This window comes from Embleya sp. NPDC001921, assembly GCF_053594475.1.
Map to the genome: position 1 here is coordinate 1 of NZ_JBSFEO010000081.1, position 15,167 is coordinate 15,167.

Sequence of the window (15,167 nt, forward strand, 5' to 3'; positions counted from 1 at the left end):
CAGAGCATCGGCGTCCCAGCGGTAGTGATTCAGCAGCCGCTGTATCCCCTGAGGACCGGCCTCCCCGGCCGCCTCCGCCAGAGTCCAGCCGTTCTCGCGCTCCGACTCGCCAAGCAATCCCCGCAGGTAGGACACCATCCGCCGGCGCGGCTCCACCCGCCCGAACCGGCCCGCGAAGTCCGCGAACGCATCTGACCAACCGTCAACTATCTCCATCGACACGAACGGACCAACGACCGTGATGACTTCCGGTCACGGAGTGTCGTTGCAGTACTAGGTGCCGCGCACAGTCGGGTGTACTGCTCGGGGTGGGAATAAGCCTCCCGGCCACATCCTCCCGTCATTTCAGGTCAATGGCCCGCCTCGCCCCGTGGACGCCCGGGTCTCCTTCGGTAATGCTCACGCTGTTGACGGCGTCCTTCGGATCCTCTTTTGGTTTCCCGTTCTCAAAGGTACCGAGCCGACAGGGAGTGGAAGCCGGCGAGTCCGGTGTGCTGGAGGGTGATCGAACGTGGGACTCTTGTCGCGCGACCGCGGACAACGAAGGCCACGTAATCGGGATAAGTTTCGTCGATCGCCGTGACCTGCAACTCGCGGAGCTCATCTCTGCCGATTCGATGGACCAGGCTTCTGTAGTCGGTTCGCCCTGATCTTTTGATCAAGGCAGTACTCATGGCTGTTACTCCCTTGTGCGATGTTTGCTGACGGAACGGTCGGCGAGCTTGTCGAACCTGGTCGCGATGGCGCGGAACTGCTTGAGGCGGGCGAAGCATCGCTCGATCACGTTCCGGTCGCGGTAGGGGACCCGGTCGAAGGCAGGTGGCCGGCCGCCGAGGCGCCCTCGGCGCCGGCGGCTTGGTCGCGGCGTTCGGGGATCGTGGCGGTGGCGCCCCGGCGTCGCAGCGGATGGCGGATGGCCCTGCTGGAGTAGGCCTGAGGGGAAGCGAAGGCCGGCGGTGGCTGATCTTCAAGGGCGCGAGCCGAGTCTTTGTGTATGCCCTGTCGCCCAGCACGCGATCCGGTCTCGTGCACGGGCGGCTCGTGCCGGCGCGCGGGACGCGGATCCCGTCGAGGACCCGGTCGAACGCGGTGGCGTCATTGGCGTTGCCCGGTGTGAGCACGATCGACAGCGGCAGGCCCGACCGTCAACAGGGGCGAGGCGGGCACGGCCTCGACGTTGGCGGTGAAGCCGTACGCGGCGCCAGGAGGACTGGGCGGTCGGGGCAGCCGGGAATCGGGCGAGGCGAGATCCGGCCGGAGCCTTCGCCGACGCCTCGCCCGACGCTGAAAAGGATCACTCGTCCCTCAGCGGTTTGACGATCGTGTGGGTGATGACCTGCCCCTGGATGGTCTTGTTCTCGAGAGTCTGGTGACCGACCTGCTTCGCGACGGGCTTGGCGGCGGGCTGGGCGGCGGGCTGGGCAGGGGTCTCGTCGATGGTGGTCTCGTCGGTCCGGTCGTCGGACATGGGTAGGTCTCCCTCCGAGTCATGTCGGATCGCGCGTGGTTGATCCTCCCCGCCGAGAACCTGGGGTAATCGGTTGATTACGAGCCAGTCGTGGGCGAGACATTGGCCTGAAACAGTGACGCTCAGTCATCGGCGGTGCCGCTGTGCGTGCGGGCTTGTATGCTCCGTAGCAGTTCCGATACCTGTCGCAGCGACGCTGTCGTCGTGCGTAGGGACATCGCCCATGTCCGTGGGGGGAGCACATCATGGCCGAGCCGTTCCACTTCCATGTCCCGTACCAACGGGCTGGGGCCGTCGCGGCCGGCATCGTGGTCGTGGATCCCGCCACAGGCCGCGTCCACGCCGGCGTCACCGAGATTTTGGGCGACATCGACCTGGTAGCCCGGCCTGGCGGCGACCGGCTCTATCTGCCGTCCGACCTGCTCGGCATCGCGGTCTACAACACCAGCACCCTGCGGCCCGTCACGCCACGTGTCCTGATCGAGTTCGCCCCCGCTACAGCCCCCCAGCGTGCCGCGACGGCCGGACTGCAGGGCCCGTTGTTCGTCTCGCTCTTCCCCAATGTGGTCGCGGACGTCGACACCGAAGCCTGCCGGCTGCGGCGCATCCTGCCGACGTCGTCCGGCAACCAGTGGGTCGAGCCGGCGACCGACAGCGAAGGCAAGCAGCTCTACCTCGGCAGTATGCGACCGAAGTCCAACCGGCGCACCGCCCCCCCCCAGGTCCTCGTCAAGGACGTGGCCGACCCCGATGGTCAGGGCACGATCCTCGACATCGCCTCACCCACCGCGAGCGCCCACCGTGTGCGGGTACTTCTCAGTCCCGACGGTGCGACCCTGTACGCCTACACACCGGGGGTGAACGCTGCGCCGGTGGCCATCGACACCGCCACGTTGGAGATCACCGCCCGCGGGCCGACTCCCTTCCCCACGGGCCTGGTCGTCGATTCGGCGGGCGGTCGGCTGTACGCGGTCTTCGCCGACCGCCAAGGCGTCATCCTGGACGCCGAGTCCCTGAAGGTGGTCGGAGAGCTACCCTGCGGACCCGACCCGGAGCCCTGTCTGGCCGTCGGAGGCGACGGGCGGCTGCTGGTGGCCACCTCACGCATGATCTGCACCGTGATCACCCCCGACACGGGCGAAGCCACGGCAACCGGCTGGCTGCCGGCCAAGCCCCGAGCCGCCTGTGGTGGCCGCGCCCACCCAGGTCGCCCGGCCGCCACAGCCCCGCTATACGGCCACCCTCAAACGTGACGCTCCGGTCAACCGGCAGGAGGACTCCGGCATGTGGCCCTACCAGGGCGCCGTGACCCGCACGGGTACCTCTGTACCGGAGTCGGACAAGGTCGTCGAGGCCGCTACGCCCTCAATAGGAACGCGGGCATCTGGTATACGGCGCTCCTCGGTTCCGGTGACTACAAACGGCCCGAGGGGTCAACGTGCGGCCGGAACGCTCACGCGCGGGGTGGCCGGGGTGGGCGTGGGGGTGGTTGCCCGGGCCGGGCGTTCGCGCAGGAGCAGGCCGGCGGTGAGTGCCACCAGGCAGGCGGTCGGGCCGTGGACGCCGAGGGCAGTGGCGGCGGAGCCGTCGTTGCCCAGCACGACCGTCATGTCGCCGGCCGGGATGAAGCTCATGGCGAGCATCGTCCAGCCCAGTGCCCGCCGGTGTCCGGCCAGCAGGAGGGCGAGCATGACCAGCCCGGTGCCGATGTCGCGGACGCCCTTGACGGCGAGGAACCCGGTGCGCTCGTCCTCGGGCCGGGTGGGCAGGCCGAAGCCGGACGCGGTCGACTGCGGGGCGAACAGGTAGGCCAGGCCGACGTAGATGATGAACGCGCCACCGAGGCCGGCCAGGATGGTGGTGAGGGTCCTGAGCTTCATGCTGTTCTCCCGAGTGTCGGGCCGGTGGGACCGGCCGTCGTCGCCTTGTGGGGAAAACACTCGCCGGAGGGTCCCGGAAGGCACATGGAAGCAACTTGGAGGCAACCCGGACGGCGAGCGGAGAGCCGCCGGAGCCGGCCCGTACGGCCCTTCAACACGTGGCGGCCGCGCTCGCCGCCGCCCGGCTGTGGGATATCCCGTGAGTTCCTTTGAGGGTTGCTGAGCTCTCGTGCCTGTGGTCAGGGCCTTCTTCCTCGTTCGTGTGGTGTAGGCCCGCGTGACGTAACTTCGGGATTCGTGAAGTGTTCTCATCTCGTCCGACCGATCTGTGGTTCGGGTGAAGGCGAGGGGGCTCGGGTTGGTGCTGGCAGCGGTGCGGGACCTGCGCGAGCATCGCGCGCCCGCCACGGCGGAGGAACTGGACCGGTTCGAGACCGATGTGCTCGCCGGGTTCGTCCTGGCACGCGCGTCGGCCGGTCTGGCGGATGCCACGATCCGGGGTGACGTCGGGCATCTCGAACAGGTGCGGGCGTGGTTCGGTCGGCCGTTGTGGGAGATGGAGCCGAAGGATGCCGACGGCTACTTCGGGCGCGTGTTGCGCGAGTCGCCCAGCGGCACCCGGCTCGCCCGAGCACAGTCGATGAGCACGTATTTCACGTTCCTGGAACTGCGGCATAAGGTCGAGATTCATCAGCTGACCGGGCATGTGGTCGACTGCCCGATCGACGAGATGAACCGGCCGCGCGGAGCCAAGGACGCCCGTCTGCGGATTCCGCCGAACGGCGTCGAGGTGGCCGGGCTGTTCACGGGATGGGCTGCGGATCTGGCGTTGTGCCGCAAGTTCGCGCCGACCGCTCGCAACTACACGGCCGCGAAACTGATGAGCGACGTGGGTCTGCGGGTGAACGAGGCATGCCGACTCGACCTCACCGACATCAAGTGGGACCTGGGCCGCTTCGGCAAACTGCACGTCCGCTACGGCAAGGGCAAACGCGGTTCCGGGCCGCGCGAGCGGATGGTTCCCCTGATCAACGACGTGGGACGGACGCTGCGCTGGTTCATCGAGGACGTCTGAGGCCAGTTCGGCGACGACCACACCCGGCTGGGCGCCCCGTTGTTCCCGTCCGAACGCAAGAACGCGGACGGCTCCTCGCATCGGGTCGGCGACGACGCCCTGCGGGCCGGACTCGTCGCCGCGGCCGAGAGCCATCTCCCGGCGTGGGCGGACACGCTCACGCCGCACGTCCTGCGGCACTTCTGCGCGTCGGAGCTCTATCTGAACGGCCTGGACCTGCTCTCGATCCAGGAGATCCTCGGTCATTCCTGGATCGCGACGACGATGCGATACGTCCACGTCCACCGCACCCGGGTCGAGGACGCGTGGGCGGCCGGGAACGAACGCGCCGCGAAGCGGCTGGAAGGACGGAACCGATGAGGTGGAACCTGCGACTGGCCGCCGCGAACCGCGGCATCTGGAAGGCGTCCGAGCTGCAACGCGACCTGGCCGAACACGGCTTGGTCATCTCCGCGGGCAAGATGTCCGGACTGTGGTCCGGGCAGCCGATCTCGCTCAAACTCGAGGACTTGGACGTGATCTGCGTCGTCCTCGGATGCGAGATCGGGGAATTGCTCATCGCCGAACCGGACAAGGTCAGCCGTCCTGGTCACGAGACGGCGACGCAGGCAACAGCCGTCGGATCGACCACGACCGTGGTGATCCCCAAGCGTCGAGACGGCCGTTCCCTGCCCCCGATCTGAACCGGAGCGTCAGACGATGGGAAAGATCAGCGACGGCAAGCCGGCCGCATCGTGCGTGGAATGCCTCGCCTGGGGACAGTTGCCCGGCCGATACTGCCGAGCCTGCTACACCTTCGGCCAGAACAACCCGCTCGGGGAATGTTCCGCCTGCCATCGTGACGTCCGGGTCCACGACGGCTACTGCCGTCTCTGCCGGGCCCAGGCCGGTTGGGCGATCAAGGCCGTCGGGAGGTGTTCGGTGCTGGAACCGTTCCTGCGAACAGGTCACCTGCCAGCAACTGTTCCTCGCGAGGATGCAACGGCCCCGCAACGGCGGGCCACCCGTCGGGAGGATGGGGCGTCGCGTCCTCGTCCCGCCCCCGCCGCCCGAGACCCCTCGCCCGGCCACCGGGTGGCTCCAACCGGACCTCTTCTCGGCCGCGCGCGACTACCACCGCTTCGACCGGGGACGTCACGAGGACTCGGCCAATCCGTGGCTCGTTCAAGCGCGGCGAACGGCTCGAACCCTGGGTGAGGTTCGAGGGTGGACCCGATGGATCGCCAGCGACGTCGACCGGGCGTTGGTCATTGTCCTGTCCGGCCACACCGAGGGCGAGACGATCCGATACTCCGAGATCTTCCCCGCGTTGCGAAGCCGCGGACTCTCCCTCAACCGAACAGCCGAAGTCCTCGACAGAATGGGCCTGTTCGTGGACAACAGGGTTCCCTCCGCCGATCTGTGGCTGGAACGCAAACTCGATGGGGTCGCACCGGGGATCCGGCGCACAGTCGAGCAGTGGGCCCGCGTCCTCCTGGACGGTGGACCTCGATCGGAGCCGCGCGCCCGCAGCACGGCCCGGACCTACCTCAACGCGATCCGGCCCGCTCTGCTGGACTGGTCGACCAGGCACGACCACCTTCGCGAGATGCCCGCCGCCCCAAGTCCTGCCTGCTGCAACGCAATTGGGGTCTTCGGGACCTGGTCGCGAACAAGCTTGCCGCCGAGTGGTCACCGCAGCAGATATCGGGCTGGCTTGCCGATCGCTTCGGACGCGACGACGGTATGTATGTGTCCCACGAGACCATCTACCGCAGCTTGTTCATCCAGGCCCGCGGCGTTCTGAAGAAGGAACTCATCGCCCATCTGCGCGGGCGGCGCACGATGCGCCGGTCGAAGAAGGCCACCACCGCCGGCCAGGCACGAGGGCGGATCCGTGACGCGGTCTCCATCCGCGACCGCCCTGCCGAGGTTGCCGACCGCGCCGTTCCCGGCCATTGGGAGGGCGATCTGATCACCGGGGCGAAGAACAGCCATATCGCCACGCTCGTCGAACGCCACTCGCGCTACGTGATGTTGGTGCGCGTCCCCGGCAAGGACACCGTCAGCGTCGTCGATGCCCTCACCGAGCACGTGCGCGCCCTCCCGCACGAGATGGTGAAGTCCCTCACCTGGGACCGCGGCACCGAGCTGGCCGAGCACCGGCGCTTCACCGTGACCACCGACGTCGAGGTGTACTTCTGTGACCCTCGTAGCCCGTGGCAGCGGGGCTCGAACGAGAACACGAACGGTCTGCTACGCCAGTACTTCCCCAAGGGCACCGACCTGTCCGGCTTCACCCAGCAGGACCTCGACGTCGTCGCCTTCCGCCTGAACACCCGACCACGCAAAACCCTCGGCTACAAAACCCCGGTTGATAAACTCGTGGCCACTGTTGCAGCGACCAGTTGAGACCGCCGCGGCTTTTTTCAGGAAGGAGTTTTCCATCTCCAGCTCGCGAACGCGGCGTTCGAGTTCCTTCAGCCTGGCGCGCTCGTCCACGGAAGACGGCTCATCGGTGCTCTCGTGCTCGCGCTTGTACTCCCGGACCCAGGTGCGAAGCGTCTCCGGATGCACATCGAGTTCCCGCGCGGTCTGCGCGACCGGCCGGGGGGCGGACTTCAGCGCCAGTTGAACCGCTTCCTCGCGGAATTCGGGCGTGTACGAGCTGGGGCGTGCCATGTGCTGCTTTCCTCGATTCCTTACAGGACAACCCTATTGGGTTCCTGTCCGGAACCCTCGGGGCACCTCAGAGTGACTTGACACGGGTCATTCCAGGCGGGCGTCGGGGGTGTACAGGCGCGCCCGGGAAACCACGGCGGGGACATCGGGGGTAGTGTCCGCATCGGCGGGTTCGGGTGGCCGGTCGTCGAAGAATTCCTCCAGAGGCAACGCGGCCGGCGCACGGTCGTAGTGACCGGAGGGTGTGCCGGTTCGGGACCTGGGGGCAACCTCCAGCAGTCGGCCGGCGCGTATGTCATCACGGACCGCGCGATGCAGTGTGCCCGCCGACGGCACCGAGGCGGCGTCCCACACGGCGAGCGTGCCCGCCGCCTGACGTTCCGGCATCACCCGGCGCAAGGCGGACATGTTGCCGCCCATACGGGCGAGCTCGGCCCACAACGCGTCGGAAAAGGTGAAGCCGTTCTTCCGGGGGCGTGCCTCGAGACGCCCTCCGCGTGCCTCACACAGCCACCGCCACATCGTCCGTTCGGACACCCCGGCCGCCTCGGCGATGATCCGCACATGCGTGCCGGCACACCGTCCCCGACGCGTCGATGTCCAGCAAGCGACGCACCGCCCATGGGCGCGGCACCGCAATACTCCCGGGTACCGGGGCCGAAGAGTTCCCACGCGGAGCTGCCACACCCGCAGCACACACCCGCCACCGGGCAGCGCACACAGGAACGGTCAACCAGCCGACAATGCCGGATGTGTGTGGTAGACGGCCCGCAACACTCCCCTGATCAACATATGGCAGCCGGCAACAGCCCTCCCACCACACCGAAGGACCCCCGGAACAGCCCGGACACCCCTACATGACGATGCCGACCAACACACCACCACCACACCACCCACCCACAACACCACCCACTCACAGCGCCGCCGACGTCGGGGTGGTCGAAGCCGTATTCGAGTGCGATGTCGCGGGCGCTTCGGGGGGCCGGCCGCGGTGGGCGAGTGCGGTGAGCACGACCAACGCGTCGTCCCCGATGGCGAACAGGCGCCGGGTAGCCTGGACGTGGTCGCCGGGGTTGAGCACGACGATGGCGCGGACGTACGGCGGTCGCGCCACCGGCGGCCGCGGCCGCTCGGTGCGGGTGGTGGGGTCAGGCATGGACGCCGCCCCCGAGCAGGGTGAACGCGTTCTCGATCGCAGCCCTTCCTCCGGCCGAACGCGCCGCCTGGGCGAGTGGCGAGGGCGGACGTCGTGGGAAGTCGGTGTACCTGCGTAATAGGTCAACGGGCGTATCCGGCTTCGCCCAGGACCGGCTCAGCGCACGATCCGACACGAATGTTCCGGCACAAGCATGATCAAGTGCTGAGCGCCAACGGCTGTACCGCTGGTCCCCCGCCGCCGGTTCGTTCCGACGTCACTGGAGATCTTGCGGTGGGACCGTGAGGTGTGCTTCTGCCGCTGGGGGCGTTCGCTGAGGCAGCGTCTCTTCGTGCCCGGCGCGTGGCCGCACCCCGGTAGAAAGGCCGGGGTGCGGCCCGCCTCCTCGCTTGGATTGCGGTGGGGTGGGGGTCAGGAGGCTGTTCGGCGGTACATCATGTGGAGCTTGCCGCCGAAGTAGACCGCGGCCGGTGTCTCCAACATGGTGATGCCGGCGACCTTGTGGGCACCGGCGGCCCATGAGCCGTTGAACTCGGCGCTCCAGAGGGAGCTGTCGCTGCCGCGGAGGAGCAGTGTCAGCGTGTTGCCGTTGTTGGCGAGCGCGGGGGCGTGGGAGGCGCGCCACCTGTCGTCGGGGACGCCTTTGCCGGCCCAGGTGCCGCCGCCGTTGACGCTGGTGTAGATCCGCCCGTCCTTGCCGGTGGCGATCCGCCACAGACGGTCGTCGCGCGGGGCCATCGCGACGTGGGTGCTCAGCTTCCAGCCGAGGCCGTCCTTTGCCCATCCGGTCCAGGAAGTGCCGTTGTGCCGGCTGTGGTAGAGGTTGTTGTCGTAGGCGTAGGAGACGAGCCACGCCTGGTTGGCCCAGGTCGCCAGGGCGGGGCTGTACCGCTTCATCCCCGGCATCTGCTGGTAGGCGCTGCTCCAGCCCTGCGGGGTGTAGGTGCGGGTGTACACGCTGCTGTCCTTGCCGGTGACGGCGTAGTGCAGTGTGCCGCCCGCCGAGGTCAGCGCGGGACCGTACCAGCTCTGGTCACCATGGATGGGCGCGGGCTGGGTCCACGTTCCGCCCGCGTCCATGCTCGCCCACATCACCGCCTGGTCCTCGGGGCGCACATAGGCGAGGTAGAGCCGGCCGTTGTGCACGGCCAGAGCGGGGTTGGTGATGGTCCGGAACGGCAGGGTCGCCGGTGTTCCCCAGGTGGTGTTGGTGCGCACCGCGTACTCCAGGGGGCCTGCCTTGATCGCGTCGATCCGGCCGTAGAGTTCGTGCCCTCCGTCCGCTGCCACGATCTCGCCGATGAAGGAGCCGATCTTGAACTCGGCGCCGGACAGGCGCTGCAGGGCCGCGCGGTCGTAGGTGAAGACGTGTCCGGCGACCCAGTCGTCCGCAGATGCCTGCCCTGGTCCTTCTCCCAGCACTCGATGTGGACGATCAGTGCGTTGCCGACCGTTCCCTCGAACGCGGCGGTGCCCACGTCCAGGTAATGGGTCTCCCCCTTGTCGACGTCCCCGTACGTGCGGGTGAGCCTGGTCTGCTTCGTCCCCGCGTCGGCGGCGGCGCACGAGGCCCAGAAGATCTCGTCCGACCCGCTCCACTCGTTCGATTCCCGGTAGCACCAGAACTTCGTGAGGTTCATCCGCAGCAGGATCGGCGGCGCGCCCGCGGCGGCCGGCGGCTCGCCGGACGCGGTCGTCACCACCGCCCCGCAGCCGTGGGCGACGGCTCCCTGCTGGAACTCCTCGTCGGTACGCGCCCCCGGCACGTTCGCGCCCTCGGCGGCCTCCAGGTCGACGACCCTCACGTTCGCCTGCGCCGCGATCTCCGCCGCCAGCAGGGGCAGGTCCCGCGCCAGATCCTCCTCCGCGTACCCCTCCTCGACCGACAGCGCGGCCAGAGACTCCGGGAACAGACGCGAACGTCCCTCCCGCTCCTCGGTGTAGACCCGGCCGAAGTCGCGCACCTCCTCCTCCGCCAGCACCCCCCGCAGCGTCTCGACCAGGACGGCCTCCAGATCCGTCGGCTCCAGACCCGCCGCCAGACGAGCCGCGCCGTGCAACGCCACCCCGTACAGCAGCCGCGCTCCCTTCGAGGACTCCACCCGCCCCTCGGACGGCTTGGACTCACCCCGCAACCGCTCCCGCAGCCGCGTCAGACGTTCTTCCGCAGTAAGCACATTCGCAGCCACAGGCAACCTTTCGGAGACGGAACCGCACGGACCGCAGCAAGCCTTCCACGACGGTCGCTCTGCGCACAGGTCGTTTTACGGACAGCAACCCTGGTGGTTCGGCGGGCGATGGGCGGGTGTGCAGGAACGGGTCTGCGAGGAGTCGCGGCGGGCGTGTGTGCCTGGACCGTGTGGGTCATCGGGGAAGTCCGGCGGTGCGTTCCGGGTACGCGGCGGCGACGTCGGCCGTGATGGCCCAGCTTTACGAGGTCGCCGAGGACGGGGAGTTGCCGGCGGAGGCCCGAGGGGAGGGGACCACCGGCTACCGGATGCGGCCCAGGCACCGGGTGAAGGCCCCGCGCAAGAAGGGCGAGCGGGCCACCGACCGGGGCCCCCACCTGCACACCCTGCGCCGCGACAACGCGAACGGGGCGTGGGCGAAGCGGCGGTCCGACGTGGCGCCGGGGCGGTGGAAGCCGGTCGACCATCTGGCAGTGCAGGCTTACGACCAGTACGTGATGGAGCGGATGGGGCTGCCGCACGGCCTGGCGGGCGACTTCGTGCCGGTGAGCCTGTTCGCCGCTCCGCTCGGCGCCCCGATGACGGCCGACGCGATCACCGAGCTGCTGGGCCGGCTGTCGAAGCGTCATGGCCCAACTGAACCGGATAGTGAGGGACCCTGCAGGCGAGCACAAGCGATCACAGGCCGCTGAACACCAGGATCCCTGACGAAGCCAAAGCCTCAACCCCGTTGCGTTTGGGTGTTGGCTGGGTCTGTCCGTCCAGCGGTGGCCGACGCCTCGCCGCGCTTGGCCTGCAGTAGTTGCCGGCGCTTGTCATCCTTCGCCCAGGTTTGCGAGCCGGGCTTGGCTGCCTCGGCGGCCAGGTGCTTGACGGTGATCTTGCACACGAACTCCTTGAGCTTGGCGCCGGGGCGTCCGCCGAGGTGGAGCTTCTTCGCGGTGTCGTCCTTGTCGGCGAACTGGAAGATGCCGGCGCGTCGGCCCAGGCTGATGCACTGGCCGGCGAACCCCAGGCTGATCGGCGCGGGTTGCTCACCCGCGATCCGGCTGAGCACCGTGTCGGCAGCCTGCGCACCCAGCGGAATCGCGGCCTGGCAGCTCATCCGGAACGGCAGGTCCGACGGCGCCGCCGAATCCCCGGCCGCGACGATGCGCCCGTCGTCCACGCTGGTCAACGTCTCGTCCGTGAGCAGGCGCCCCAGGGCGTCGGTGCTCAGCCCGCTGCGCACGGCCAGGTCCGGCACCCCGAAGCCGGCGGTCCAGATGGTCACCGCACTCGGCAGCTCGCGGCCGCCGCTGAGCCGCACGCCATCACGGGTCACCGCCGTCACTTTCGCGTCGGGGCCCTCCAGCACGGTCACACCGAGCTTGGCCAGCCGCCCGGTCACAGAGCGCCGACCCCGGGCGTGCAGGTACGGGCCGAGCACCCCACCGCACACCAGGGTCACGGCCCGGCCCGCCTCCGCCAGCTCGGCGGCGGTCTCGATGCCGGTCGGACCGGCACCGACCACCGTCACCGCAGCCGTCGCGGGCGCGGCATCGAGAACCGGCCGCAGCCGCCCCGCCTCCTCGAAGGTGGCAATCGGATGGGCAAACTCCGCCGCCCCGGGCACCTGCGGGTCGGCGCTGCCACTGCCCACCGCATAGACCAGGTAGTCGTAGCCGACCGTGCCGGCGGCCGCCAGCGTCACGCTGCGCCCGGCCGGGTCGATCCGGGCTACGGTGTCGACCACCAGCCGGACGCGCTCGCCCAGGACCTCCCGGTACTCGACGACCGCGTCGTCGGACCCGCCCACCATCTGGTGCAGACGGATCCGCTCGACAAAGGTCCGGCGCGGGTTGATCAGCGTCACTCTCACGTCGTCGCACTGTGTCAGGCGATTGGCCGCCATCACTCCGGCGTACCCGCCGCCGATCACAACTACATCGGTGTTCCCAGCCATGGTGTCTCCTTCGTTTCAGGGGTTCGGCAATAAGAGGACGCATCATCGATCGTTGTGACAGCGTGCGAGGCAGATCACTCTGCACAGTGCTGCCGTGACGAGATGCCGACGTTCCAGCTCCATTGGCGGGGCCGGAGATGATCACGGGATGATGTTGTAAGTAAGTAGTTACTTCTGTCAAGATGTCGTCATGGGAACGCGCAGCACGGCAGCACAACGACGCGTCGAGGCCATCGAGGCAGGCATGCGAGTGTTCGCCGACAACGGGTTGACGACGACGGCGGTACAGCGGATCGCGGACGAGATCGGCGTGTCGCAGCCGTACGTGTTCCGGCTGTTCGGAAGTAAACGAGCGTTCTTCCTGGCCTGCATGGACGAGATGGAGGCCCGCGTTCTTGCGGTGTTCCGGCAGACGGCGGCGGCCGCTCCGGACGAGCCCTTCGAGATGATGGGCGCCCGCTTCCGCGACCTCATCGCCGACGGCGTCCTCAGCGGGCTGTGGATGCAGTCGTGCGCCGCGGCACGCGCCGACGAAACGATCGCGGCACGGTGCCGGACATTCCTCGCCCGCACGTTGGAGGAAGTCGAACGGGCCACCGAAGCAAGGCCGGAGGACCTGGCGCAGTTCCTCGCGAGGGGCGCGCTGGTCATGACGCTGCAGGCGGTGGGCGCGGATCTGACCGAGGGCAGCCAGGGAGCCATCGAAGCGCTGCGCGCGGAGGGGAGCGCTGCGACGCCGGTGCCCGACACAGGGACGGCCGTGAACTCCGGGCCGGACAAGAAGGCAGCGCGATGAACCCCGTGCTGCTTCCCGTCATTGCGGCCCAAGCACTGTGGGTGCGTGCCCGGGCCGAGTACCTGCCTCCCCCCGCAGGCGCCGTCACGGGAAGCGCGGGAGCCGAGCATCGCAATCCGCTACGGGTAGCCGTCGTCGGCGAGTCCACCGCGGCGGGCTACGGCGTGGAGACCCACGACGACGGCTTTCCCGGCGCGTTCGCCCGCGAACTCGCCGCCCGGACAGACTCGTTCGTCGAGTGGGAAGTGGTCGGGCAGTACGGCGCGACCGCCCGGCGCATCCGCCACCGGGTCGTACCGGAGCTCGGGGACGGCCTGCACGTCGCCGTCCTCCTCGCCGGCGTCAACGACGTGCTCGCAAGGCGCTCACCGACCGATTGGCGGGAAGACCTCACAGCCATCGTGGACGACCTCTGCAAGCGCGCGGAACGGGTCGCGGTCACGGGCATCCCGCCCTTCAACACCTTCCCGTCCCTCCCCAACACCCTGGCCCGCCACCTCACCCGGCGCGCCGGCGCCCTCGACGAAGTCTCCCGCCGGATATGCGCCGAGCGACCGCACGCGACCTGGGTCCGCTCCGACGACATCCCGGTCGGCCCCGAGTTCTTCGCCCGCGACGGCTTCCATCCCGCCGCCCCCGGATACCGTCGCTGGGCCCAAGCGGTCGCGGACCGGCTGCCGCTGTGATCGCCGAACAGGACCCGGGTCCGGACGGTGCTGGTCGGGGTGGCGGACGCGCGCAGTCCTTGGCGTGGACCGTTCGCAGAGTTCTGAGCTGCGTGGATTCGAACCGCACGCTCGCGGCACCCCGGAGAAACATCGGTGATTTCGACTGCTCGGGCGAGGACGTCGAGCGGGACTGGGTGGCGCGGACGGGGTGTTGGGCGCGCGTGGAGCGGGTGCTGCTCACCGACGAACAAAGGAGGGCGTACGAACTGCCCGCCACCGAGGGCAAACGCGGCGACCCGCGATGGCCGGCGTTCGCCGCCCGCTGCGGCCGGCCGCGGCAGGCGAGCTGTCCCCACCGGGCGCACGCCTGCACTCGATCGCCACCCGCGACGGGCAGACCTCGCTCGCCCGCGAATTGCCGTACCTCTTCGGAACGGCGCAATGCCCGCCCTGCGCCGGCCCTTTCATCGCCCCCGCATTCGAGAAACGCGTCGCATCCGACGGCGAGCCAAGGCTCCCGGATACCCAGCGGCAACATCATCGAGGCCGGAACCGACTCCTATCGTCTCGCCACCACTCGTGCACGGACCGAGCAGGTTGGCTTTCGCTGCCTGGCCCGCGTAGTCCCCGATCGCTGCCGTGGAGCCGTCATCGTTCAGCGGACATGACCCGGCGAGGAAGCCGACGCGCAACGTATCCGCAATCCGCGACGGCAGGAAGCCGCAGACCCGGCCAACCGCGATCAAAGCGTATCGAACCCCAGACGGCTTGGGACATCGCCCATTGTGCAGAGCGTCGTGACCTGCTCCTCCAAGTGGCTCAGGGCGTCCATGAGGGAAAGTTGATCGATCCGCTCGAAATAGAGAGTGTGGACACCGAAGTCGAACTCTCCCCGGGGTCGTTCGAGGTCGACATCCACCATGGCTTCAACGATGCTCCCGGCCGAGGTGATGGTCGCACCTGCGGAGAACCGCAGCTCACTGACATCCGAGTCGCCCTCCGCGAAGAAGCCGAAGCGGTGGCGGAGCCGCAGTTCAGGTCCCGCGGGGTGCATTTCGATCGAGATGGCGGGCACCAACCCGGACCCGTCCCCGAAGTCGTAGGCGGCGTAGAGCCGAGAGGCGAAGTCATTCAGTTGCTTGTGCAGCCGGTGCATCGTGGTCAGCAAGAGAGCCGCGCTTTCGGCGCCGTCCGACCCGGTGACGTTCAACATCGGTGAATCATCGCCTGTGGTGAACGGGTTGCGAACCGTAGGGTCGGGGTTGAACAGTGCGAAGGACCGGGTGCCTGGTGAGCGAAACTCACGTGCCGACGCCGTGTTCGGCCTCG

Annotated in this window: 14 protein-coding genes and 5 pseudogenes; 8 read left to right on the top strand and 11 right to left on the bottom strand. The window is 68.7% G+C overall.

The window, feature by feature from the left end:
- The 3 genes and pseudogenes from ACWCPW_RS48565 to ACWCPW_RS48575 all read right to left on the bottom strand — a co-directional run.
- Positions 1–216, bottom strand: a pseudogene (locus ACWCPW_RS48565) (IS701 family transposase); the annotation flags it as partial.
- Between the two features lie 463 nt (positions 217–679).
- Positions 680–1,139: pseudogene (locus ACWCPW_RS48570) on the bottom strand (transposase); the annotation flags it as partial.
- A gap of 155 nt (positions 1,140–1,294) precedes the next feature.
- Positions 1,295–1,468: a hypothetical protein gene (locus tag ACWCPW_RS48575; protein WP_449768070.1), complete on the bottom strand. Its 174-nt coding sequence runs from the start codon at positions 1,466–1,468 to the stop codon at positions 1,295–1,297.
- A gap of 245 nt (positions 1,469–1,713) precedes the next feature.
- Between ACWCPW_RS48575 and ACWCPW_RS48580 the strand changes: the two genes are divergently transcribed.
- Positions 1,714–2,721: a YncE family protein gene (locus tag ACWCPW_RS48580; protein ID WP_449768071.1), complete on the top strand. Its 1,008-nt coding sequence runs from the start codon at positions 1,714–1,716 to the stop codon at positions 2,719–2,721.
- Positions 2,722–2,901: 180 nt separating this feature from the next.
- On the opposite strand, the gene ACWCPW_RS48585 is transcribed toward ACWCPW_RS48580, so the two are convergent.
- Entirely contained in the window at positions 2,902–3,348 is a 447-nt protein-coding gene (locus ACWCPW_RS48585; RefSeq protein ID WP_449768072.1) for a DUF4267 domain-containing protein, read from the bottom strand.
- A 358-nt stretch (positions 3,349–3,706) separates the two neighbouring features.
- Here ACWCPW_RS48585 and ACWCPW_RS48590 point away from each other — a divergent pair, with 358 nt between their 5' ends.
- From ACWCPW_RS48590 to ACWCPW_RS48605, 4 genes and pseudogenes are all read left to right on the top strand, one after another.
- Entirely contained in the window at positions 3,707–4,423 is a 717-nt protein-coding gene (locus ACWCPW_RS48590) for a hypothetical protein (RefSeq protein WP_449768073.1), read from the top strand.
- Between the two features lie 39 nt (positions 4,424–4,462).
- A complete protein-coding gene (locus ACWCPW_RS48595; RefSeq protein WP_449768074.1) occupies positions 4,463–4,783 on the top strand; it encodes a tyrosine-type recombinase/integrase in 321 nt (106 codons plus the stop codon).
- A complete protein-coding gene (locus ACWCPW_RS48600; RefSeq protein ID WP_449768075.1) occupies positions 4,780–5,106 on the top strand; it encodes a helix-turn-helix domain-containing protein in 327 nt (108 codons plus the stop codon). The genes ACWCPW_RS48595 and ACWCPW_RS48600 overlap by 4 nt, the downstream gene beginning before the upstream one ends.
- A gap of 907 nt (positions 5,107–6,013) precedes the next feature.
- Positions 6,014–6,814: pseudogene (locus tag ACWCPW_RS48605) on the top strand (IS30 family transposase); the annotation flags it as partial.
- 39 nt (positions 6,815–6,853) lie between these two features.
- Here the strand turns inward: ACWCPW_RS48605 and ACWCPW_RS48610 are convergent.
- The 4 genes and pseudogenes from ACWCPW_RS48610 to ACWCPW_RS48625 all read right to left on the bottom strand — a co-directional run.
- Positions 6,854–7,084 (bottom strand): annotated as a pseudogene (locus ACWCPW_RS48610) (transposase); the annotation flags it as partial.
- 87 nt (positions 7,085–7,171) lie between these two features.
- The gene (locus tag ACWCPW_RS48615; protein ID WP_449768076.1) at positions 7,172–7,492 is read right to left on the bottom strand and encodes a hypothetical protein; all 321 of its coding nucleotides are present in this window, start codon (positions 7,490–7,492) and stop codon (positions 7,172–7,174) included.
- A gap of 505 nt (positions 7,493–7,997) precedes the next feature.
- On the bottom strand, positions 7,998–8,240 hold the full coding sequence (locus ACWCPW_RS48620; protein WP_449768077.1) for a hypothetical protein: 243 nt from the start codon (positions 8,238–8,240) through the stop codon (positions 7,998–8,000).
- Positions 8,241–8,651: 411 nt separating this feature from the next.
- Positions 8,652–9,662 carry a hypothetical protein gene (locus tag ACWCPW_RS48625; protein WP_449768078.1) on the bottom strand — a complete coding sequence of 337 codons (1,011 nt, stop codon included), beginning with the start codon at positions 9,660–9,662 and terminating at the stop codon, positions 8,652–8,654.
- 961 nt (positions 9,663–10,623) lie between these two features.
- Here ACWCPW_RS48625 and ACWCPW_RS48630 point away from each other — a divergent pair.
- On the top strand, positions 10,624–11,121 hold the full coding sequence (locus ACWCPW_RS48630) for a hypothetical protein (protein WP_449768079.1): 498 nt from the start codon (positions 10,624–10,626) through the stop codon (positions 11,119–11,121).
- A gap of 29 nt (positions 11,122–11,150) precedes the next feature.
- On the opposite strand, the gene ACWCPW_RS48635 is transcribed toward ACWCPW_RS48630, so the two are convergent.
- Positions 11,151–12,374: an NAD(P)/FAD-dependent oxidoreductase gene (locus tag ACWCPW_RS48635; RefSeq protein WP_449768080.1), complete on the bottom strand. Its 1,224-nt coding sequence runs from the start codon at positions 12,372–12,374 to the stop codon at positions 11,151–11,153.
- A gap of 190 nt (positions 12,375–12,564) precedes the next feature.
- On the opposite strand from ACWCPW_RS48635, the gene ACWCPW_RS48640 reads away from it, so the two are divergent.
- Positions 12,565–13,170 carry a TetR/AcrR family transcriptional regulator gene (locus ACWCPW_RS48640; protein ID WP_449768081.1) on the top strand — a complete coding sequence of 202 codons (606 nt, stop codon included), beginning with the start codon at positions 12,565–12,567 and terminating at the stop codon, positions 13,168–13,170.
- Positions 13,167–13,856 carry an SGNH/GDSL hydrolase family protein gene (locus ACWCPW_RS48645; RefSeq protein ID WP_449768082.1) on the top strand — a complete coding sequence of 230 codons (690 nt, stop codon included), beginning with the start codon at positions 13,167–13,169 and terminating at the stop codon, positions 13,854–13,856. Before ACWCPW_RS48640 ends, ACWCPW_RS48645 begins: the two co-directional genes overlap by 4 nt.
- 581 nt (positions 13,857–14,437) lie before the next feature.
- Here the strand turns inward: ACWCPW_RS48645 and ACWCPW_RS48650 are convergent.
- Positions 14,438–14,527 (bottom strand): annotated as a pseudogene (locus tag ACWCPW_RS48650) (RidA family protein); the annotation flags it as partial.
- Positions 14,528–14,580: 53 nt separating this feature from the next.
- A complete protein-coding gene (locus tag ACWCPW_RS48655; RefSeq protein ID WP_449768083.1) occupies positions 14,581–15,051 on the bottom strand; it encodes a hypothetical protein in 471 nt (156 codons plus the stop codon).
- Positions 15,052–15,167: the final 116 nt, after the last annotated feature.

Bases quoted from the DNA above. Each gene is read 5' to 3' on its own strand.
- ACWCPW_RS48585 (WP_449768072.1), bottom strand. From the start codon at position 3,348: ATGAAGCTCAGGACCCTCACCACCATCCTGGCCGGCCTCGGTGGCGCG.
- ACWCPW_RS48655 (WP_449768083.1), bottom strand. From the start codon at position 15,051: ATGTTGAACGTCACCGGGTCGGACGGCGCCGAAAGCGCGGCTCTCTTG.
- ACWCPW_RS48640 (WP_449768081.1), top strand. From the start codon at position 12,565: ATGGGAACGCGCAGCACGGCAGCACAACGACGCGTCGAGGCCATCGAG.
- ACWCPW_RS48620 (WP_449768077.1), bottom strand. From the start codon at position 8,240: ATGCCTGACCCCACCACCCGCACCGAGCGGCCGCGGCCGCCGGTGGCG.
- ACWCPW_RS48600 (WP_449768075.1), top strand. From the start codon at position 4,780: ATGAGGTGGAACCTGCGACTGGCCGCCGCGAACCGCGGCATCTGGAAG.
- ACWCPW_RS48615 (WP_449768076.1), bottom strand. From the start codon at position 7,492: ATGTCCGCCTTGCGCCGGGTGATGCCGGAACGTCAGGCGGCGGGCACG.
- ACWCPW_RS48575 (WP_449768070.1), bottom strand. From the start codon at position 1,468: ATGTCCGACGACCGGACCGACGAGACCACCATCGACGAGACCCCTGCC.
- ACWCPW_RS48580 (WP_449768071.1), top strand. From the start codon at position 1,714: ATGGCCGAGCCGTTCCACTTCCATGTCCCGTACCAACGGGCTGGGGCC.
- ACWCPW_RS48635 (WP_449768080.1), bottom strand. From the start codon at position 12,374: ATGGCTGGGAACACCGATGTAGTTGTGATCGGCGGCGGGTACGCCGGA.
- ACWCPW_RS48645 (WP_449768082.1), top strand. From the start codon at position 13,167: ATGAACCCCGTGCTGCTTCCCGTCATTGCGGCCCAAGCACTGTGGGTG.